Annotated in this window: 19 protein-coding genes; 8 read left to right on the top strand and 11 right to left on the bottom strand. The window is 54.5% G+C overall.

The window, feature by feature from the left end; all coding sequences use genetic code 11:
- The first annotated feature begins 8 nt into the window (after nucleotides 1-8).
- Nucleotides 9-647: a hypothetical protein gene (locus EP28_RS13980; RefSeq protein ID WP_155118405.1), complete on the top strand. Its 639-nt coding sequence runs from the start codon at nucleotides 9-11 to the stop codon at nucleotides 645-647.
- Between the two features lie 12 nt (nucleotides 648-659).
- Here EP28_RS13980 and EP28_RS02580 read toward each other — a convergent pair whose 3' ends face one another.
- The 7 genes from EP28_RS02580 to EP28_RS02610 all read right to left on the bottom strand — a co-directional run bounded on the left by EP28_RS02580 (nucleotide 660) and on the right by EP28_RS02610 (nucleotide 10,122).
- Entirely contained in the window at nucleotides 660-1,043 is a 384-nt protein-coding gene (locus EP28_RS02580; RefSeq protein ID WP_049982432.1) for a DUF8076 family protein, read from the bottom strand.
- A gap of 42 nt (nucleotides 1,044-1,085) precedes the next feature.
- Nucleotides 1,086-1,550, bottom strand: a complete 465-nt coding sequence (locus EP28_RS02585; protein WP_049982433.1) for a hypothetical protein — start codon at nucleotides 1,548-1,550, stop codon at nucleotides 1,086-1,088.
- On the bottom strand, nucleotides 1,547-3,262 hold the full coding sequence (locus EP28_RS02590; protein ID WP_080506027.1) for an AAA family ATPase: 1,716 nt from the start codon (nucleotides 3,260-3,262) through the stop codon (nucleotides 1,547-1,549). The genes EP28_RS02585 and EP28_RS02590 overlap by 4 nt, the downstream gene beginning before the upstream one ends.
- Entirely contained in the window at nucleotides 3,249-3,776 is a 528-nt protein-coding gene (locus EP28_RS02595; RefSeq protein ID WP_049982435.1) for a hypothetical protein, read from the bottom strand. Before EP28_RS02595 ends, EP28_RS02590 begins: the two co-directional genes overlap by 14 nt.
- 64 nt (nucleotides 3,777-3,840) lie before the next feature.
- The gene (locus EP28_RS02600) at nucleotides 3,841-4,143 is read right to left on the bottom strand and encodes a hypothetical protein (protein ID WP_155118406.1); all 303 of its coding nucleotides are present in this window, start codon (nucleotides 4,141-4,143) and stop codon (nucleotides 3,841-3,843) included.
- A gap of 91 nt (nucleotides 4,144-4,234) precedes the next feature.
- Nucleotides 4,235-6,913: a DUF1156 domain-containing protein gene (locus EP28_RS02605; RefSeq protein ID WP_049982437.1), complete on the bottom strand. Its 2,679-nt coding sequence runs from the start codon at nucleotides 6,911-6,913 to the stop codon at nucleotides 4,235-4,237.
- A complete protein-coding gene (locus tag EP28_RS02610; RefSeq protein ID WP_049982438.1) occupies nucleotides 6,913-10,122 on the bottom strand; it encodes a DUF499 domain-containing protein in 3,210 nt (1,069 codons plus the stop codon). Before EP28_RS02610 ends, EP28_RS02605 begins: the two co-directional genes overlap by 1 nt.
- A gap of 177 nt (nucleotides 10,123-10,299) precedes the next feature.
- Here EP28_RS02610 and EP28_RS02615 point away from each other — a divergent pair, with 177 nt between their 5' ends.
- Nucleotides 10,300-12,054 carry a DEAD/DEAH box helicase gene (locus EP28_RS02615; RefSeq protein ID WP_049982439.1) on the top strand — a complete coding sequence of 585 codons (1,755 nt, stop codon included), beginning with the start codon at nucleotides 10,300-10,302 and terminating at the stop codon, nucleotides 12,052-12,054.
- A complete protein-coding gene (locus EP28_RS13605) occupies nucleotides 12,047-13,216 on the top strand; it encodes a coiled-coil domain-containing protein (RefSeq protein WP_080506028.1) in 1,170 nt (389 codons plus the stop codon). Before EP28_RS02615 ends, EP28_RS13605 begins: the two co-directional genes overlap by 8 nt.
- 773 nt (nucleotides 13,217-13,989) lie before the next feature.
- On the opposite strand, the gene EP28_RS02625 is transcribed toward EP28_RS13605, so the two are convergent.
- On the bottom strand, nucleotides 13,990-14,652 hold the full coding sequence (locus EP28_RS02625; protein WP_049982441.1) for a hypothetical protein: 663 nt from the start codon (nucleotides 14,650-14,652) through the stop codon (nucleotides 13,990-13,992).
- Nucleotides 14,653-14,781: 129 nt separating this feature from the next.
- Entirely contained in the window at nucleotides 14,782-15,129 is a 348-nt protein-coding gene (locus EP28_RS13985) for a DUF7344 domain-containing protein (RefSeq protein ID WP_155118407.1), read from the bottom strand.
- 311 nt (nucleotides 15,130-15,440) lie between these two features.
- Between EP28_RS13985 and EP28_RS13990 the strand changes: the two genes are divergently transcribed.
- A complete protein-coding gene (locus tag EP28_RS13990) occupies nucleotides 15,441-16,112 on the top strand; it encodes a hypothetical protein (protein ID WP_155118408.1) in 672 nt (223 codons plus the stop codon).
- Between the two features lie 284 nt (nucleotides 16,113-16,396).
- Here EP28_RS13990 and EP28_RS13610 read toward each other — a convergent pair whose 3' ends face one another.
- Nucleotides 16,397-17,500, bottom strand: a complete 1,104-nt coding sequence (locus EP28_RS13610; RefSeq protein ID WP_080506029.1) for a tyrosine-type recombinase/integrase — start codon at nucleotides 17,498-17,500, stop codon at nucleotides 16,397-16,399.
- On the bottom strand, nucleotides 17,493-17,828 hold the full coding sequence (locus EP28_RS02640) for a hypothetical protein (RefSeq protein WP_049982444.1): 336 nt from the start codon (nucleotides 17,826-17,828) through the stop codon (nucleotides 17,493-17,495). The genes EP28_RS13610 and EP28_RS02640 overlap by 8 nt, the downstream gene beginning before the upstream one ends.
- Before the next feature lie 704 nt (nucleotides 17,829-18,532).
- On the opposite strand from EP28_RS02640, the gene EP28_RS02645 reads away from it, so the two are divergent.
- The 4 genes from EP28_RS02645 to EP28_RS02660 all read left to right on the top strand — a co-directional run bounded on the left by EP28_RS02645 (nucleotide 18,533) and on the right by EP28_RS02660 (nucleotide 21,360).
- Nucleotides 18,533-19,543, top strand: coding sequence for a tyrosine-type recombinase/integrase (locus EP28_RS02645; protein ID WP_049982445.1), 1,011 nt, complete (start codon nucleotides 18,533-18,535; stop codon nucleotides 19,541-19,543).
- Between the two features lie 76 nt (nucleotides 19,544-19,619).
- Nucleotides 19,620-20,159, top strand: a complete 540-nt coding sequence (locus EP28_RS02650; protein WP_049982446.1) for a winged helix-turn-helix domain-containing protein — start codon at nucleotides 19,620-19,622, stop codon at nucleotides 20,157-20,159.
- Nucleotides 20,160-20,162: 3 nt separating this feature from the next.
- Nucleotides 20,163-20,600, top strand: coding sequence for a toxin-antitoxin system TumE family protein (locus tag EP28_RS02655; protein WP_049982447.1), 438 nt, complete (start codon nucleotides 20,163-20,165; stop codon nucleotides 20,598-20,600).
- 58 nt (nucleotides 20,601-20,658) lie between these two features.
- On the top strand, nucleotides 20,659-21,360 hold the full coding sequence (locus EP28_RS02660) for a hypothetical protein (RefSeq protein ID WP_049982448.1): 702 nt from the start codon (nucleotides 20,659-20,661) through the stop codon (nucleotides 21,358-21,360).
- Nucleotides 21,361-21,366 lie beyond the last annotated feature (6 nt).

A 21,366-nucleotide genomic window follows, 5' to 3' on the forward strand; every position in this document is an offset into this window, starting at 1 on the left:
GATCGACAATGTATCCAACACCGTACCTTTGGACCGCTCATAACGGACAGACCCACGTATTCTACGACAACCACCAGCCCCCCGGTGTTGGATTCGGTTGGTCGAGCCTCTGCGAGGAGTTGGACGTCCCAATCGAGGGAGAACATTTCGAGCTGGATGAGGACGTAACTGAGTCGTCCATCACCTGTCGACGGTGCCGGGAACGAATCGACCTCTCGTCTGTGAATCCCTCGGGCGACGAGACAGCGGCGTTACGAGGATGTTTGATCGAAGTACACCGTGACGAACAGGGCGGTATTGATCACGCTCGTCGTCTCTGCCGGGGAGGCCCACTCCATTACGAGATTCCGTTCGAACCAGAGTCGTTCACGGGTGACCTTCACGACCAAGTCGACGACGTCTGTGGAGACTGCTGGCAGGGCTACGTCGAACACCAGTGGAGTAGTGATGTCGAAGGTGGGCAACTCCAAGTCGAGGTCTGGACAGACGAAGGGGAGCAAACGTACTACGCGGCTTCTGCTGAGGCGATAAACACCGGCCCCAAGGCAATGTTGCGTCTAACAAGTGAGAATGGCCTCGAACGCGAGGTTCCACGCGAGGAAATCGGGTCGATTACGCTGACACCCGCTCAGATTGTTGATTACTGAACGGTGAGGCGCTTAGAACGGCGCTACGAGCCAGTCGCCCTCCTCTTTCCGGTCGAGCTGTGGACCGAATACCTCCTGTAGTGGGTAGAGTTCGTCGTTATACCGAAGGTCGTAGGTTTTCCCGCGCCGGTGGAACGAGCCTTCGACGACGAACTGTACGGTCGGACTCTGGTACTCGAGGTCGTTCGCACGACGGTCCATCGCGCGTGCGAGGTCGGTCGCCTGGTCGCCGTCCTCGAACGCCTCGCCGAGACCGACGACACTGACCTTGTCAGGCACGTCGTCGTCTTCGAGACATTCGATAAACTCTTCGACCGGGATCTGGTGATCGAACGTATCGTACTTCCCTTCGATGACGATATTGTATCGCCCGGGAATCTGACCTGGGCCTGCCATTCTTACTTGGAAGTGACCCTGCCGCGTTAAGTAATTGTACTGTCAGTCCTCTTCCTTCGAGTCGGACTCAGTAGACAGCGGCGTACCAAGTGGGCGCTGTTTGTCCTGTTGGACATCATCTTCCTGAACCATCTGGTTCATACTCATGTCCCCGAACTCAGAGACGACCTGACGAACTCGATCTCGGGTGGCGACGAATGAATCGTCTAAGTATAGCTTCGTTCGTTCGAAGCCACTCATGTATCGTTCTCCCTTCTCGGTCTCCCTGACATCACGCGACTGGCCCTCTTCGTTAGATTCGAGCATCCTCATATCGAGATACCGCTGCACCGTTTTCGACAGCCCTTCATCGAACGGTCCCCGTTCCTTGACCACGTGTTCGACGTCGGTTTCTTCAGCCTCACGCCGATACCGATCCAGTAGCTTGTGGTATTTCCCTCTTCCTTCGATCTCACCACCAGCCTCGTGCAGCAGTAGAAGTTCTGGATGGTGGTCGTCGTCACTCATAGGTATTCCTCAAGGGTCGAGTCTTCGGTTTTAATCCGTTCCAAGGAGACGATCTCAGACTCGTCATCTCTAAAGTGTGACTGAACCCGATCGAGTGGGGACGTCAGAATGACCTGAACGTCCGCATCTCGTAGGTATCGTGCGGCCGCATCCTGAATGTCCGATTCCAAGTTCGTCAGCGGCTCGTCGAGGATTAATACCTCCCAGTTATGGGCATCCTCACTCTCTTGAGCGAACCTCGCCAAAGTGAGACCAAAAGCCAGGTTTGCCAGTCGCCGTTCACCGCTACTCAGTCGATCGTACGACCGAGCCCCCTCTGAACCAGTACCTGGGAATTCCAGTTCCCCTTCGGACGTGATTCCAACGTCCGTCCCCAAATTAGGGGCGATGCTCTTGTAAACAGATGACAGGCGGTCAGTGAACTCTTCCCGGATCTCGTCAAACGCCTCCTGCTCAAGACGCTCTGCCTCTTCGTCTGCCAGTTCAGCGGACTCTTCAAATGCAGATAGTAGTTGACGTCGCTGAGTCAGTTTCTCTTCGAGTTCCTCTTCCTTGGACTTGGCCTGTTCTAGCTCCTGCCGGTGATTCTCCAGCTCACGAGTGGTTCTCTCCTGGAGTTGGTCTATGTCGTGATCAGCCTGTTTAAGCGCGGTTCTGACGAATTGGTTCAGTCCTTCCAGGTCTGGTTCAGACTCCTGTAGTTCCGTGATTTCCGCCTTCACCGAGGCCAGTTCTTCTTCCAACTCACTAATCTCATCTTTCAGCTCGTCCACCTGTGTATCTGCCTCGTCCACCTTCTCACGAAGCCGTTCACGAAGTTCTGAGAGGTCCCGTGGTCGACCGCACTGCGGGCAGTTACTCGGCAATCGATTGCGTGCCACTCGCTCCTCGACCAAGCGACCACAGACTGGGCAGGTGAACTCCTCGATCGCGTCGATGATCAGGTCGTTCACCTCCTGTGTATACCGGGAGGCATCACTGAGTTCTCGGCGCTTTTGTTTGAGAGTGTCCTCCAGCGTGCGCCGTTTGTCATATAACTCATCGAGGCGTTCAGCGACCTCGTCTTTCTTCTGAAGCCGAGCGCTGATGCTCTCGATCTCGCCAGAATCGATGAGTCTCTGTAGCTCTTCGATGTCCTCAATCCTGTTTTCGGTTTGCGAGATCGGGAGGGAGTCCAACTCCCGCTCGAGCTGATTAACGCTCGGTCGGTCTTCCCCTCGGCGTCGGATCTCTTTCAGATGCTCGGTTTCGGCTCTGGCTCTTCGGTGTCGCTCGATTTCAGACTGGTGCTCACTGCTCAGTACGCTTCGTATCCTATTCAGCAACTCTTCTCCATCCAGTCTACTGATTGGCTGGTCTGCTGGATTTGAGGGGATGAACTGCAAACGGACGGTTCTATCTGGCCCGATGAACCGTTCTACCCCCTCGTTGGCATCGAGCGTCCCGTCTTCGTGCTCGTACCGGTGGCGTCGTTCACGTAGTACCGCGTCTGAGTTATCGAAATAAGCACTCACCTCGCTACGTTGGCCCGGTGTGACCCCGAACGTTCCAGAACGACCATACAACGCGTAGAGTAGTGCGTTGAATGTGAGCGTCTTTCCAGAGCGATTTCCACCGTATAACAACAAGTCCCGGCCACCAACGGCCCTTTCGTTGATGATCGGACTTTCATCGATTGCGAAGTTCTCGATTTTGAGTCTACTGATTTTCATAGTTTTCTTCGTATGGGGTTGAGAGTTCTTTTGCCAGCCTGTTCAACTCACGATAAGACCGGACGCTCAGTCCTCTGAGTAGGATAATCGACAAGAGAAGGCCTACCACAATGCCCTGCCATCCAATTGCGAGGTATCCAGTGATTGGTGCAGCGACCGCGTTAATGACACCCGCAAGAATGGAAACGTGATGGCTGTACGCCTTCTCGTCATAGTCGTCGATTGCGTCCTGTGTTTCCTGCGAGGCGGAATGCCAGAAGTCGCTTTCTCCGGTTATCCGGGCGATGGTTTCCGTGGACCGCTTCAGGTTGCCTCCGGCCCAGTATTCGTTCAGCCTGTGGTTCAGAACAACGACCGCGAACATGACGACGATTGCAGGGACGGCAGCCGCGACCAGAGCAATGCGGTCTGAGGTGATCTGTGGGACGTCCCAATAAAGGGACACAAACAGGGAATGGAGGTAGAGAGAAAGCGCACCCCACCCACCATTCTTCACCTGTGACGGAATTCCCATTCTCCAGACAGACCAATGACCAAGATAATCATAAACGTTCTGCACGTTAACATCTTGATCCCGTCTATACAGCCGCTCGCCACTTCACGCTCGCGACGACGGCCCCGATCAACACCGTGAACCCGATACTCACCACCACTTCCTCAAATCCCGATGCAGTGAGGAACTCGTTCAATGGGAACGGTGTGAGCTTCGCGATATAGTAGTCGAGGGCAATCGACAGAGCGGCGTCTACCGACTGCTTCACGGCGAATGCATTGAGAAACTCCCACCCAGTCAAAATTCCACTTCCGAAGACGTACATCGGGAACGTATTCAGGAACACCACCCCCACGAAGTATTTCACCATCCCCGTGTTGTAGCCCATACCGCGAGAAATGGTCGAATTATCTAAGTTTTTGTGGTGGTGACGAAGCACTGCCTGCTGTATCTGGCGAAACGAAAGAAGTGAGAACGCGTTAGTAGCTCGTGATGTCGCGGTCCCCGAGCACCCGCGTGTACGTGTCATCACCGGTCACATCGGCGAGGCGACCGGCGAGCTCACGCAGATCGTCGTCGACGCCCCACTTGTCGACGTAGTTCTGGACCGACTGGCCCTTCTCGTATCGGTAGCGGAGGAACTGGAGCTTGTCGAGGTTCGAGAGGTGTTCGCCGCCGTCACCGTTGACGCGCTCCTGGATGTACGCCTGGCGCTTCTCGTTGTCCCAGGTTCCGAGTTCGAAGCCGTCGTCCTGGTTGTAGAGGCACATCTCCTTGAGGTCCTCCGGGGCAGCGTTGGTCCCGCGACAGAGCTTGTTCACGTCATCGAAGGACGGGTTCGACGTGTCTAGAAGATCGATGAAGACGTCCTCGACCCCGATGTCGCTGGCCTCCTGGATGATGCCGTAAATCTCCTGGACGACCTCCTTCGCGGACATGATCTCGCCGTCGCGCTGGACCTTCCCGTGGTGCTTCGAGTATTCGCGGAAACAATCCCCCATCTCCATGACACCAATGTCTCCTCGAGATAGTTCCCGATCACTTACTTCCAGCCGTCGTCGTGTTTGTTTCGCCGTGCGGTAGATACGTCGACGTAGCGCGTTCCAGCTAACTGGCTCTGTCTCACCAGATGGCCGTGCCACAATTATAATATCGAAAGAAACTGATTCACCCTCAGTAAGCTTGTATGAAGCACGATTAGTATCGGCCGTTACGGGATAGGTCGCAGTGACCTCGAAGTTGACATCACATATCGCCTCCAGTAATTCGCCCCAAGACTCTGAACCGCTGTGATGGTACGTGAAGACTAATGCACCATCAGGCTTGAGAGCAGTATTGATCGTCGCAAAAGCCTCCTTAAGCTCTTTCTCAAAGTCTTCTTCTGTCTTCCCTTCTGCTGGGTTCGCTACGATACTTTCCGCTCGTGGTGTTGTATCTGGCTCAAATGCGGAATAATCATCTGCCAGAAGTTGCCGAAGCCAAACATAAAAGTAATTCGAGGTCTCTGAGTATATCAAGTTATTGTAATAAGGTGGGTCGGTAAGGACAGCATCAAATTCGTCCTCATACTCCAGATCCCTTACATCACCACATGATAGTTCAAAGTCAGGGTCTATGCCTTCTCCAAATGGAGCGGTTTTCTTTGTTTCCCCATCTTCAACGTATCGCTCTACAGGATTATTAGACCATTCAACTGCCTTTGTTACCATATCCCATGACTTTTGGAAAGTACCGCGGCCATATTTTGTACCCCATACGTTGTTTTCAACAAATTCTTTCTGAGGCTTGTACGAGTTTTGTTTAAATATCCCCTCCACCTTATGACCCTGGAAATTATAGATAGTAAACATATTGTTGAACATTAGAGAGTCGGAAAATGCCAACAGGAGATATTCGCGAGCATTCTCATCCTCGATATTATCAATAGCTCGCAGAAGCTCTGAGAGACAAAGTAATTGACGCTGATTGAATAAATCTGTCCAGTTCTCATATCCATGGCGCAGAACGACATGTCCACCACCAATACTACCTTCAAAAGCGGTACTGTTGGTGAGTATTCCTAATGGTATCTCCTGCTGTGGAACGTATTCACTAAGCTCCGGCCGTGTTTCCCACTCTTCTACAGCCTGTTCATATCGATCTAGATCGCTTTCGTCAGCTGATTTATAACCCTTTACTTCACTCCGACTTAGGCCATTGTCATCACAATGTTGGCAGTAATACTCTATTGCATATAACCGAGGCTGATACCCTCCCTGCTCACGAACTGCATCAATTACACTATATTGCTGTCCGCAATCTGCACACGAATAATTTGTCCCATCTGAATTACCGTCTTTAGGAACGAACGTCTCGCCGCATTCTTGGCAAGAACACTCACTACGCCAGTCATCGATCTTGATTATCGACTCGCAGCCGGGACAGAGGACGTTATAAAGGTCGCTATCATCGTATCGTCCCTTTGCAACCCTATAATCCTTGAATAAGGATACTGTATTCCCACAGGAGACACAATCAAGTTCATTCACCCATAAATAATACATTACATCAGCCATCTCGTCACAGTTCGGACATTCTGTTTCATAATAACTAGATAGCTTCTCCTTGACTTCCGCCTTGACCTTGTTGAAAGCACTCTCAAGCTCGTCAACACTAGAGCTACCGGCTTCAAGCTCTTTCTTTGTTACAAACCAGGCAACTGGATTCAAATCATTCCCAACCACATCCGCCCCGAACCTAGCCGATTCAAGTAAGGAAGTTCCCCCACCCATGAAGGGATCTAGAACCTTCTTATCCTCAACCTGCACGTCCTTTTTGTAAAGATCCCAAAGTGAGGATGGGTCTTGTAAGTTCACCTGCTGAATTCTTTGCTCAACCGACCCATCACTCGTGTAACTACCTAGTTGTTGATTTCCGCCAGGCTCACGAATGGAAATCTTCTCGGGGTTATCAAGGAGAGTGTAGAGACATATCGTTCGGAAAACCGCACCAAGTCGACGGGCCCACCATTTATGCATCGTGTAAGGCGGACGATAGTGTCGCTTAGCTCGGTTTTCTCTATCCACGATTTCATTAACCCGCTCAATCGGATAGCCCCGCTCAATGGGTAGTTCTTGTCGACCGCTACGATCTGTAGACTCCGATGACTCCTTAGACATTAGTTCTGGAAGCTAATTTCGATTTTCAGGCTCGACGCCTCATCTGGCATGTGTTCGAACAGGTCCTGGACCTTGGTGTAGTCCTGACCGGAACGCAATGTCAGACTCACCTGTGACCGCTCGACGTCAGCGGTCCCCTGCAAGGCACTGGGTATGCCCTCTCTGTCGGGCAACATGAATGTGACGTCACCGTACTCGACTTCGCCCTCTTTGTGTTTCTTTCGCCACTCGCTGCGCATCGCTGAGACATCGTCGCCGTTGAACTCGAACCGCCAGCCACCGGGGCCAGTATCGGGCTTGCGGAACGGGTAGCCAGGCACCCAGTCGGACGCGTCGTCGGAACCGGTCGGGCCGACGACGTACGCTGGGTCCTCTTCGCGACCGAGGTTCTGCAACAGATACGTCTTCACCATGTCCTCGGTGACACTGCTGTCGAACCGATCTGCGATCTTGCTCACCGTGAACTGATCGCCCTCGTCGAGATCGTCGATGTAGTCGAGGATCTGGTCGCCGATGCGGTCGGAGACCGTCGGCACCAGCTTGACGGCCGTCGGATCGCGGTCACCGAGCGAGCCGAGATACCGTCCGCCTGCCTCAAGCACGTAGTCGTCGACGAGGTAGTCGTTCACTGCCTCGCGGGCGGCTGTCTCCGTCTCGTCCGGCGGGAGTAACACCGTTTCGTCGGCGCGAATCTCGCCGATAATCGTGTCGAGGTTCGCGTACCCCTCCTGGTCGATCGCCTCTTCGATTCTGTCGGCGATGTACGACGCACCGACGGTAGTCGCACCACCAACGTCGCGAAGCGTCGCATCTGACTGCGGCTTGTCGAGGATTTCGTTGCCGCGCACCACTATGTACTGGTCTTCCTTATTGCTCAGCCGACCGATGGCGCGCATCACGACGTCGTGGCTGTCGCCGTCGATCCAGACGTTGCCGTCTTCCAGCAAGTCGAGCTCGAAGTCACCGATGTCGATGGCGGTTGTCCCGCTCCCGAAACGCTGGCGAAGTTCCTGCTCGACGTCGTCGACGCCCCAGAGGTCTACTTTGTCTTGATGGACGAGTACCGTGTCCAGGGAACTTCCGGAAAGGTCGTCACGGAAGCCACTGGAGTCTCGGGCGAGGACAGGCTTGTCACTCAGCGCTTCGACAGTGGCGTTCAGAACGTCGTTTGCACTTCCCGGGATCGGAAGTTCGGGATCGCGAAGGAACTGCTCATAGACGTCCTCGATAGCTATCTCTCCTTTTCGGTCGAGCAGGTCCTCGACGATCGGCCAGACGTGTGACTGGAGGTCGAATGGATCGGCAGCCGCCGAGTCGGTGATGTTCGACGCGTCGAGTTCTGCGCCGTCGAGGACGAAGACGTCCAAGTCCATCGGAGCGGCAAGGTCGAACTCGTTGAGCAGATCGTCGCCGTCCAGGACTTCCCCGTAGAGCAGCTGGAGTTCCTCACGAAGCTCGTTTTCCTCCTGCTCTTTCATACCCTGGATAGAGTCGCGAATCTCCTCATCGAGCGACTCGTCGGCGAGCACCTGCCGTGCACCCTCGATGTATCTCGCCTTGTCGATGTAACGGGTGCCCGACTCGATGGCCTTGTCACCGGACGGCTGGACGAACACGAGCGTATTGCGCCACTCGCGTCCGCGGCTGTCGTTCGTGATGACCTTCTTCACTTCCTCCTGCGTCCACTGGTCGTCCTTCACCACCACCTTGACCTCGCGGTCGTCCGGGATGTTCTGAATGTCGTCGGTTCGGAAGCCAACTGGGAATGCGTTCGAACCGAAGATGTCGGTGATGTAGTCTGCGACTTCGGCCTTGGCCGACGTCTCAGAAACGTCCGTCGCGGCGTTCCGGATGAGTGCGTTGGGGTTCTGTCGGTCGCGAATCGCGTACTTGCCGTTGAGCTTGTGCAGATGCCAGGCGACGCCGTGCAAGCGCTCGAGGTTGAGGACTACGTCGGAAACGAGGTCACCCGTCTGGTAGGCTCCCATGACGATTTCCGAGGGGTTCGCTCCCTCGCCCTCGCTAGGCTTCAGGGAGTAGAGGAGAATCGTGTTCAGGATACGCCGACCGTGGGGAACCTCATCTTGGTCGATGCGGCTCTTGATGTCACCCGTCGCCGCGTTGAGGCGCTCGTAGTTGAGTTTCGCCAATTCGTCCTCGAACTCGATGGCGTCGATGTCACCGTGCGTGATGAGATCGGTCTTGTCCCGCATCTCGAGCAAGACCTTCGAGAAGAGGTAGATCATCCCGCGCGTGTTCTGGTTCCCCTCGTCGGCGTAGTACCGCGTTTCGAGGGCGTCGAGGAGTACGGGATGGAACGGGTAGAGGTCGTGCATCTCCGACAGTAAGTCGTCGGGGAGGTCGACGTGGTCAGACTGGTCGTAAGCGTCGAAGTACCCATTGACAATCTCCCGGGCAGCGCTCTCGTTGATAGAGTCGATCAGGCGGTGGCGCAACACTTCGCGCTTGTCCACCTGATTGTTCATGTTAACCTCGACCGCCTGTTCCCGATTCAGGATGTCGTGGACCTCAGATCCCTCGCGCAGAACCGAGACGATAGTGTAGAGCTCGAGGTCAGAGAGCGCCGTCGACTCGAGGAGCGATTGGAGGAACGCCTTGTTCGCACTCTTGCGGTCACCCTGGAGCGTATCGAACCAGTCTTCCAGTTCGTCGACGAAGAACGCGACTGTCTCATCGCCGACCGCGTCTTGGATCGTCTGCATGTCGGGGTAGCCACCCGACTCGTAAGTACCCGGGTCGTATTCGAGGGCCTCGAAGAACGGTTCCCAGAGATACTCGTACTGCTCGTTCTGCATCGCGACCGTGATTGGGGTCGCGGACTCAGGCAACGCATCTTCGAAGCCTTCGATGGAGTCACCAGCCCAAGTGCCGGCTGCGGTGGAGTCGTCGAAGCAGTGGTACAGCGCCACCATCTGGTGGGACTTACCACTGCCGTACGGTCCGTAGAGGATGTGCGTGCCTCGGGGGTCTTCCCCAGTCAGCGAGTCACGCAGAATCGACAGGGCTTCCCTAAGCCCCTGTGTCATCAGCGTGCGGTCGAAGAAGAGTCCGGCGTCCGACTCGAACTCGTTCTCGTCGTCCACGTTGTAGAGTTTTACTTGTCCGTCGATCTGTCCCTCCTCTCGAAGTTCACGGCTCAGGGTGACCGTGTCTGCGAGAGTCCGGGACAGGGCTTCTGATTCAGCCATAATCTGATACTTAAACTGAGCGGCACAAGCCGGCATAAACGCTGTGGTGAGTCCCCAACTACCCGACGGCGGTCAGTCTATTAGCTGGGTGTCGGCGTCCTCTAGCCATCAGACAAAATCCCCCGCTTGCTGGAGAGTCACACAACGTATATGACCGACGGTTGACTTTGCCGGCACATGGACGGCTACGACCTCGTAGACGTCGAGGTCACTCACGAGGATAATGACGATCTCTTTGACGCACTAGAAGACTCCAGTGGTGGTGACGAGCATCTCCAGACGCTTCAGGCGGTTCGTCTCCAAGCCGGCCAGCCGGATTCAGAACTGCGGTCGCTGAAGCAGCTCGACGAGGACTCGGTTAAGCTCCTCGAACACCAAGTCGACGCCGCGTATCGTGCCCTCTTCGAGATGGATGGGAAGGCGCTCCTTGCCGATGAAGTCGGCTTGGGGAAGACGATCGAGGTCGGGATGATACTGAAGGAGATGCACTTCAGGGACACCGATGACTCGGTGCTGATTCTCACGCCCGCGCAACTGGCCAAGCAGTGGCAGGGCGAGATGCTGGAGAAATTTGGTCTCGAGTTCGTGTGCAACTACGATGACGAGTTCGAGGGATTCGATGCCCATAAGCACATCATCGCGAGTATTGACACGGCAAAGAGCGAGCGTCATCGTGCGACAGTGCTCAGCCGTAACTGGGACGTGCTCGTCCTCGATGAAGCCCACTACGTCAAGAATGAGGAAACGGACCGATACGATCTCATCGACCAGATTTCCTACGACTACGCGTTCTTCCTCACCGCGACGCCGATTCAGAACGAACTTACCGACCTCTACAACATCGTCTCACTACTCCGGCCCGGACTGTTCGGGACACGCGACGTCTTCCACCACTACTTCGTCAACAGCAGTCAGGAAACCTTGGTCAATCGCGAGGAATTGCAGGATCGACTGAACAAGGTGATGATCCGCAACCGGCGGGCTGACACAGACATCGACTTCACGGATCGAACCATCGACACTCGAACCTTCGAACCGACCCGCAAAGAGCGAGAACTCTACCAGGCAGTCTCTGACTACGTGCAGGGCGCATATAGCGAAGATCAGGGCCAAAAGCTGGTGTTGATGCTCCTTCAGAAGGAAGTCGTCAGCAGTCCCGCGGCGCTGAAACACACAATCGAGAAGCGCCTACACGACCAGTCAGAACTCACGCACGCCGACGAACTGGAGTCGATACTTGACCTAATCGACGACATCGACACGGTGACGAAACAAGAGCGGCTGCTGGACATCGTTGAGGAGGCGCGGGACCACGTTGAGATGGGGCGCGTAATCGTGTTTACCCAGTTCCGTGCAACTCAGCGACAGCTGCTGGACCGACTGGCGAATGAGGGTTACACGGTTCACGCCTTCCACGGTGGCCACTCCAGCGAAGAGAAAGAGCAGATCGTCTCGAACTTCGAGGAAGAGGGCGGCGTACTCGTCTCGACAGACGCGATGAACGAGGGACGGAACCTCCAGTTCTGCAACATCATGGTGAATTACGACCTGCCATGGAACCCGATGAATGTCGAACAACGTATCGGCCGAATCCACCGCATCGGCCAGAAGCGCGAGGTCTACATCTTCAACATGGCGCTGGAAGACACCATCGAAGAGTACGTCCTCGAACGACTGTACCACAAGATCGACCTCTTCCAGCAAACCGTCGGCGAGCTCAGTTCAATCCTGACCCGACTGGAAGACACGGGAACAAGCTTCGAGGACGAAATCTTCGAGCGCCTGGTCAACGCGGATTCCGAAGTTGACCTTGAGAACGACTTCGACGCGATGGCAGTCGACCTTGAGGAACAGCGAGAACTAGCCGAGAAAGTAGAGGAGTTCAACAGCGGCGTATTCCAGGGGTTCGACTTGGGGACTAGCGATGACTGACGCAGCACTGTCAGTGACTCAACGTGCGGCCGAACAGTTTAGCGAGCGATACCTGAAGACAGTCGGGTGCGAAGTCGACAAAGACGGAAGTCAATGGAACGTGACCGTCCCAGAAGACGCAGAAACTGGCGTTGCGACTGGTGATCTCACACTGGTGTGCTCAACTGATCCTGACGAAGTAGGTGATGATGAGGCGCTCAACCCCGAGAGTTCGTTTTTTCATTCTCTGCTTGATGAAGCCGCCGAGAGGTGGCCTACCGGGAAGATCGCCATCACAGCGGCGGACACCGAGATCACACTGCCGCCCTGGATCGTCAATAGCGAGGCTTCTGTCGAGAGTGCGAATTTTACGCCCTACTACAATCGCACGGCGCTGGTGGTGCTTTTCAGAGTGAATATCGAAACGGTAAGCGACTATCAGACTGAACTGCTTCGTGCCAGTGCGGTTGACACTCATTCCGAGGAGATCCTCCCGGAACTTGCGGAGACTGTTCTCGAGCATATTGACCCAGAGACGACCATAGATCGCACACCTGCTCGGGTATCCTCTGAAGATGTGAGACAACTCGTGGGAAGTGTCCGTACTGATGTCGTGTCCGATGTCGAGCCCAAGATCGATGAGATCCATGAGGCTGCATCTCGATCTGCCGATGCTGAGATCGAGGAGTATCGGCAACTCCAGCAGCAGCGTATCGAAGAGTTGGAAGAGGAGAAACAAAACTTGGAGCGCCGTATCGACGATCTCAGCGATGCGATTGAAGCGAACAAGGGCCAAGTAGATCGGACCGAGGCTCTCAAAAAACGGCGAGACCTCCGGTCGGAACTCGAGGAAATTGAGACAGCACTAGACGACCTCCAACAACGCCGTGAGAGGGGGTTTCCGTCAAAACAGCATGAAATTCGGGACCGGCACGCTCTCGAAGTTGTGGTCGAACCCGTGACCCTGACCGAGGTCGCGTATGAACGGGGAGAAATTGAGCTCAAACTTACTAATCAAAGGCACACAAAAACGCTGACCCTGGGATACGGCAGCGGGGCCGGAGTTACTGAGGAGCTAGACTGCGATCGATGTGGAACACATCTCTCCGAAGAGAATCCTCTCCAGATGAAAGATGGGAGAGTTTGGTGCTCGAAATGTGGTGGTTCAGGATCGTCGATATAATATACGAAAGTCAATATGTTATCCGGAGGGCGTGGGTTCTCGAGAGATATAACTGTTACAGCGATGTCCAAGTGACAACTAGAGCGATCCCACCGCCTGAATGGCGTGTACCCCCATGATCTTACGGACCGAGTTAGGCCCTGAACGGGTGTGGTATCTGTGGTAGACAGTTTCTGAGCTATGGAAAGTGTGGTATCACAGTAGAGAAACCGTGAGAGTATTCAGTAGATCGCACCCGAGTCGGTCTCACGCTTTCTAATAGCACTTTAGATACCAAATACAGTTTTCTAGTCTTATTTCGATTATCTCACTCGGATACATATTTTCGAGAGTAAGAATACCCTCTCGGGATGATAATAATGTGGGCAAGCTGCACACACTATTCTAAAAATCAACAGGCAGCGCTGGACTACCAAAATCATATTAATGATATGTAGGTCATATCTTTACATATGATTTTAAATCCACAATTATTCGCCATCTATGTGTCGGTCGTAGTATGATTATGTGTGCAACATGCCCACATCGAATTGAAAATCGAAGTACAGTAGCAGGAATCCCATATCATATTTCCAGTATAGATTTATACGCCAGTATTAAAATTTTGAGTTTAATTTTGACCCGATCTGGCAATTGATCGGCTTCGAAGAAACATACACAATCTGCCATTTGTCAGTGGTCGGTTACGAGTTGATGGTGTGTGAGTCTCCAGACCATCGGAGATTACACTCCCCTATCGAAGAGGGGTGAGAGTGAGATACAGCTGCCCTTGGTCAAAGCACCCATTCGGGGCGTTCCTTGATTAGATCCAAGATCGTATCAAGAGCCTGTTCCTTATCAGACTCCTTAGAGTCGTCTCGAATCTCTTCAGACCGTGTATGTACGTCCCCCAGCGCCGAATTAGACGCGAGGCCTTGACGATAACTGAGTTGAGTCTGCCCGCTGACCACCGCTATCGAGCTGTAAGTGAGCCCTGCGGCGATCGCTGCTGCATACAATACAGGGCTTTCGAGCCCCTCCTCAGAACCCATGAGATACGGCCAAGACATCTTGCCAACGAAATACCTCGACTCCACAAAAATGGATCCTGACGGCTTGAGAGTGATCTCGATAGTTGCGACTGGATCGGAAAAGTCCGGGTATCCAGCTTTCACAAAGACCGGGTCGTGAACGTCAGGGCCGAACTCGTGGTTCGCTGCGGCAACGCTATCAAAATGCTCCTCAATTGTTTCTGAAATGCTGAACCACGTCTGTCCGACTGATGTTTCGAGTTCTCGCACGTCGACGCTCGAATCAACCGACGTGATGTCGGGTAGCTCTGGAATCTCGCGTGGCAGGTCGAACAGGACAGAATCTAACGCGTCCACTCCCGCGAAGAACTCCTCAATCGGTACTAGATCCGGGACTGAGTGTCCGACGTTCGGATTTTGAGCCATCAATCGCTTACAGGGCTTGTTGGCCCATTACTATGATTTGACTTAGAACATCATCAGTAAGTCTTGAAAACCGAACGTCTCCGCCACTAACAGTGGCTCCAGTCTCAGGAGGGTATTTAATCGAGTCTGCTAGTTCACCCCCGACCCTGGGAGAAGAACCGCGAATGAGTAAGCAACACGAAGGTTCGGACCGGGATATATCACGTTCCGCTCGTCGTCGTATCGGATTATGTCCTCCTGATGCAAGCGGTCGAGATGGCCCTGTATGAGCGACACGTAGACTCGATGCTTTTCGTTACTACTGACCGCCTCTGGGTGCTTCTCGTGCTCGATGGCCGCGACGGCCTGAGCGAGGTCACCCACATCAATTGGCGGCTCAGGCCCCTCTTCCAGTAGGTACTGCACTACGTGGAGTCGTCTACGATTGCTGAGGACTACACCGAGTGGGACCTCGTGTTCGGAACTGGTGCTACTCATCACTACCTCCACCAGTTGGACTGGTTGTGTCACTGTGCACCTGCGATCGAGCGAGATGCTTTTGTTCGCGGACTCGAATTTTCATGTGCGGTTTCACCGAACCGCGTCGGCCCGCGCCATACACGCGGGTCGTTTCGGGGAATGCCCCGAGCCAACGCGGCTATGACTGGTTGCGGGCTAATATAGTATAAGCAGTTGTATCTTTGTCTACAGCGATTAGGTCTCTATCAGTCAGAGACACCGAGGAGGTTAGGTTTGTGAGAGAGGCCTCAGCGTTATAACGAACGATACCCCACCACACCACGGATCGTATGACCGACCTTGAACAGCGAGACGACCGAGCGTTGATGAAGTTAGAAGATTCCGCCAAACGTGTCTCGATGGGCGATCTACCACCCAATCAGTTCCTCGACCCAGCTGCTCTGTACGTCGCACGGGCACCGGTCCCGTCGAGACTAACGGTTCTGAAGTCGCTGGGTCGTGCCTCGTATGGACGGAAGCACGCACACAAACCGGGAATTTCTCTCTTTGTCCCCGAGAATTCTATAGACAATTTCGAAGAACTGAAAAAAGAAAATCGTGCTGTCGCGGCGAAGCCAACTGGCTACGAACTGGATTATCGTCCCATCCCATCGGGCGAGTGGAGTAATCTGGAACCGATACTCGACCATCTCTTGGAGCACATCGGCAAGGAATCTAAAATAGCGCAGGAGACCGAAGATGTCGATGGAAAACTCTCTAACTTCCTGCTCCCAGCAGTCATCTGTGTTTTTGAAATCATCGATGAGACGTGCGTTCGTTGGAGAGGGCCAGGGTCAGAAGGAAGAGTCCAGTTCGACGAGTCGCTCGAGGAGACTCGAGGACTTTCCGCGTGGGTACCTCCCAGCTGCCTCCACTCGGGCGCACAACCCACCGAGATCGCTAGGCTTTGCGACGCAGACAAGCGCGGTCAGTCACACACAATCGGAGAAATCGACCTGTGAACGGGTTCGATCCTCACAGACGTTTCCGTAGTGAAGTGCCACATATTCGGCATCCTGGATTGGCATCTAATCATATTTTGAGGACAACCCATCAAGAGATGGATCTACGTCAAAGCCACCAAACTCATTGCCTCCAACTGGCCCATTTAGTAAGTAGCTACGTCTTCGGGATCCAAACCTAACAGTCGTTCACGAGCAGCAACCTCAGAGACGGTGGTCAGGACTATGTCAGATTCAGCGGAGAAGCGAAGGAGAATCCCAATCCCAGGTGGACCAGTCCATCCTCAGTAGTCGACTTCTTCCCCCTCTCGCATGATCCTGTCTATGAGTTCTTTGCGAGCCTCCATCTTCTCTTCGTCGTCGTTCTTGTCGTAGTAGGTCTCTAGGGTTTCGGGCGCAGCGTCCACGCGATCGCTCAGCACGCGCGGGGGTACCCCGTCACCACTGACATGGGTGATATATCCTCTTCGGACGGCGTGGGGCGACCGCGTGGATGGACAACCTGACGGCTTGTCTCGGTTCTCCGCCGTTTCACAGGTTCTGGGCTGTTTCCCGTGGGGACACGGTTTCCCGAGTTCGCAGGGCCGGGTCCACTTATAAACCATACCACGGATGGTGGACGGGTTCGCTCGACCGTGGGGCGTACCTATGAGCGGCATACGCCCGCGTTCGTCGGCAACTTCGGGGTGGTTGTACTGGAGATAGTGGTCGATGACTTCAGCTGTTTCCTCAGTAATGAAGACTCGTCGTTCTGAGTCGTTACGGTTTTTCAGCTTGGTACCTTCCCCCGGACGGTTACGCAGCTTGATGTGAGGTACCTCACCCTCGATTTCCACGTCGGATTTGTCGATCGAGTGAACGCTGCTGAGTCTCAGACCGCAGTCGACGAACAGTCGCCAGACGACTTCCTCTGCCTGTCCGCTTTCGGCTTTTGTGATGTGATTCAGGATCTCTTCTGCTCGATCATACTCGAGGATTTCATCGCTTGTTTCGTCTTCCTCGTCGATGTCTGGCACATGTACGCGATCGGCCATACCAGGAGCGACGTACTCCATCGACTCCATAGCGGTCATGAAGACTCGAATCGTCTTCATGTGCTCATGGATTGTCTTAGGAGCTAACACATCGACTTTCTGAACCGCTTCGGTCTGTCGCCACTCACGGTACTGTTCGATGTGGTGACCTCGAAGGTCGCAGACGTATTCGATTCCTTCGAGCTCACAGTATTCGACGAGGTAGTTCAGTCGCTTTCGATGAGTGTCGACGGTTCCTTGCGTGGTGCTGCTCTCAGCCTTGCGGCGACTGAGGTACGCCTCGACGGCCTCATCGACGGCGACCTGAATTGGATCGCGTGCGTTCGATGGTTGCCGTCTGTTCGGCCTACTCATCTTCTCGCTCCCGCGCGAATTTCACGAACCTGACGATTGTTTTCATGTGACTATTGACTGTCGATTTGGCGAGTGTGTCGACTTCGCTGGTTGCAGCGGTTCGTCGCCAGGACCGGTATTTGTCTGGATCGTGTGATGCCAGCTCGCTGATGGTGTTGATCCCCTGGTCGTCGCAGTAGTCCACGAGGTATGCGAGTCGTCGCTTCTCGAGGTCGACTGTGGTCTGTTTGAGACCGCAGTCGTTCTTTCGGTGATCGAGGTACTTCCTGACTGCTTCTCGGACCGTCCTGCCGGACTCGAACGCGTTGAGCCGTTTCTGTTCATTCATTGTTGTTTCCCTCCTGATCTTCGTAGCGTGAGTAGCAACTCACGACCCCGGATGCCCGCTCAAACCGGGCGCTGCTGTCGTGGGTTGCGACCACTCGTTCTGTGCGCATCATCGCGACTGAGTTTACGTCAGTCAGACCGACTTAAGGGTTAGGTCAAATTTTCTGATAAGAGTTAGGAAGAAGTGTAGATTATATCGAATAGAACGGCCGTATTCACCGAATTAGTTGATGGCAGCAAATCACGCTCTTATTTCTTGGAATATGATATGTCTCACGCAGAGTGAGCACATCTCACTGTGCGTTAGACGGACACGGGGTTGTCGCACGCTCAGTGAAGTCACCGCACGCTGCGTGCGACTAACGAACTTAGCTGAAGCCAGATGTTCTCGCGCGCGCCCTACGGAACTGTACTGAGAGTCGGATCGATTCGCGAAGATTTAACACGATTCTACACGTTTGGTATCCTGCGAACCGCATGACGGCGTCGACCCGCATCACGAAACATGATGAAATCTTCCGCGGTAAGCGGGGGGTGTTTTATAAGCAACCCGCCGCTGTCTGTGGAATCCTAAGCATCATGAAAACGGATGGGCGCTGCAGGCTTGCTTTCGACCGACGAAAGCATCGCCCTCTCGCGGTTTCCACCGCGTGACTCGCAGCCTGTGTAAGGTTCCTGGTACGTTCGGGTTCGCCACCTCGAACCATGAGTCTGGAACCAATCGAACCCGACACCGCGTTGGAACTCTACCTCGCGGACAAGGACAACGAACTCGCAGAGGCATCTCTCAAAGCTCACAAGTACCGTCTGGGCCACTTCATCCGCTGGTGCGACCAGCAAGACATCGAGAACCTCAACACCCTCAGCGGGCGGCAGCTCCAGCGCTACCGCGTTTGGAGACGCGACGAGGGCGACCTCTCGCCGGTCTCTGAGAAAACCCAGATGGACACTCTTCGCGTGTTCATTCGCTGGCTCGAAACCGTCGACGGCGTCGAACAAGACCTCAGCGAGAAAGTCCTCTCGCCGAACATCACGCCCGAACAGAATTCCCGCGACGTGATGCTGGATGACGACCGCGCCACCAACGTCCTCGCCCAGCTCGAAAAATACCACTACGCGTCGATCGAGCACGTAACGATCGCGCTCATGTGGCACACGATGATGCGCATCGGTGGTGTTCACGCGCTCGACCTTGCCGATTATTACCCCGATGAACAGTACGTCAAGGTGCGGCATCGGCCCGAGACTGGAACGTCGATCAAGAACCAGGGTGACGGCGAGCGACTGGTCGCGCTCTCCGACGACATCTGTGAACTTCTCGACGACTGGATCGAAAACCAGCGTCGCGACGTCACGGACGAATACGGCCGTGAAGCGCTACTGACGACTGCCCAAGGGCGGCCCTGCAAGTCGACGCTCAGAGTCTACGTCTACCAGTGGACACAGCCCTGCCGATACGGTGCAGAATGCCCCCATAACCGCGACCCGGATGAATGCGAGGCGACCGATCGTGACCACGTTTCGAAGTGTCCTTCGTCAGTCAGTCCTCACGCGATCCGCCGTGGGAGTATCACGCACAGTCTGAACAACGATATGCCCGACAAGGTCGTCAGCGACAGGGCCAACGTCAGCCAGGAGGTGATTGATACTCACTACGATCGGCGTACAGAGCGTGAGCGGATGGAACAGAGGAGGGACTATCTCAACAATCTATAATCTGACGGCAACCGTATAGACCATAGAATAATTTCCCCGGGAAACATATTTTACGTTGAAGCGCGAACGGTCACGTATGAGTCCTGATTCGAGCCAGCCCAACAACACTAACGAGACGATCGCAAATGCGCGAGATGACTGGAAAAACTCGACGACAGCGTTAGAGCGCGTTCAACAAGTTGTCGAACAGACGACGACGGCAAAAACAGCGGGCGAAATCGCCGACGAAGCGCTCGTGAGTGAGCCGACCGCTCGGAAGCATCTCAAGTCGTTAGTTGAGGTGGGAACAGCAGCTGCGACTGAGGAGAGTGGGGCCACGAAGTATGCCCGTAACGAAGATACGCTCCTCTACCAGCGGATTCGAGAGCTGTCGACGAAACACAGTCGCGAAGAGTTGATCAAGAGCGTTCAGGATATGAAGAGCCGCATCAAGGATTTTGAGGACGAGTACGACGCGGCATCGCCAGAAGACCTCGCAACCTCGCTGGGGAACGACGCTCCTGAAGGCGCGTGGGAAGCGGTATCTGAGTGGCAGACGACCGAACGGAATCTGCACATCGCCCAAGCCGCGATCAACTACGGGCGAGCCCGCGATCTCGGTGCGGCAACGCAGTAATCGATGCCGGACGACATCTCTAAGCCAGTTGGCCCAGTCGACTATCCGATTCTCCAGCAGATTCGCGACCTGCTCTTGGAGGAAGAACCACTCGTCGAATCCACGACGTTTGACGACCCGGTGAATCCGACCGAACTCATCGTCAAATTCTCGGCGGGATTAGACTCTCCGGGCCGCATGGAAATCACGTGGTGGAAACGTGGCGCATATCGCTATCACTATACAGAGCCTGATGGCGTGGATTTCCGCTTCGATTACCACCCGAAGGACGGCGCTCCAGATGCGCATTTTCATTCTCCACCAGACGCGGGGAACGCCGAGTCATCGTTTCTCGCCGGCGTAACCCAACCGCAGATCGTGACCCGGGCCGTGATCACTCGTTGGCGACAGGCAGTTGTCGAGGACAAAGGGCTAGGCTCCCTGAATTCAGATAGTAACTGATAGTTATAATCCCGTGTATCACACTTTTAAATACTTGATCGCCACTTGTTGTCGGTAGATGACGGGACGATTTGCGATCGATATTGAAACCGTGAGTCCATCACTGGATCACTACGAGAAACCACCCGACTTCGAAGACCCGCGATACTTCGAACTTCTTGCGGTCGTCCTCGGATACGAATCACCCGACGGTGAACGGGAAACAGAGATGCTCTTCCGAACGTCCAGCGCTCCTGAAGACGAATTTGACCTTGTCGCTCGCACACTTGGCTGGTTAGAAGAACGAGAGGGAGACACCTATCTCACGTACGGTGGCGAATCCTTTGACGTCCCACAGCTGATCGGGCGTAGCGAAGCAACAGCGGAAAATCCCGATGAGCAACAGACTACCGACCACCTTCGGCGTTTGCTTACAGAGGAATGGCAGCATCACGATCTTCAGCAGCCAGCGTGGGACGCGTTCGGTGATTACACCCGATTCGAGGAGGCCTGCGTAAACGTCGACATTGAGCCGGAAGAGACGCGCTGGGCCGAATTTGAACACGGCGTGGATCTTGATGACGTCCGCCCGTCGAAGTTCCAAGGTTTCGAGAAAGTGATCAACAAGGACATCACGGTCTTGGGCGAGCGGTATCTCGAGCTTGCTGACGTAGACGCAACCGAGACGCTAACGTTTCGATCGCTGCGCAACCTCTTGAAACACTACGGTCAGGAAGATACCGTGCACCTGTTTGATCTAGCCGAGAAGCGTCCCTTCTGACAAGAT

Origin of the sequence: Halorubrum sp. BV1 (genome assembly GCF_000746205.1) — an archaeon.
Lineage (GTDB): Archaea > Halobacteriota > Halobacteria > Halobacteriales > Haloferacaceae > Halorubrum.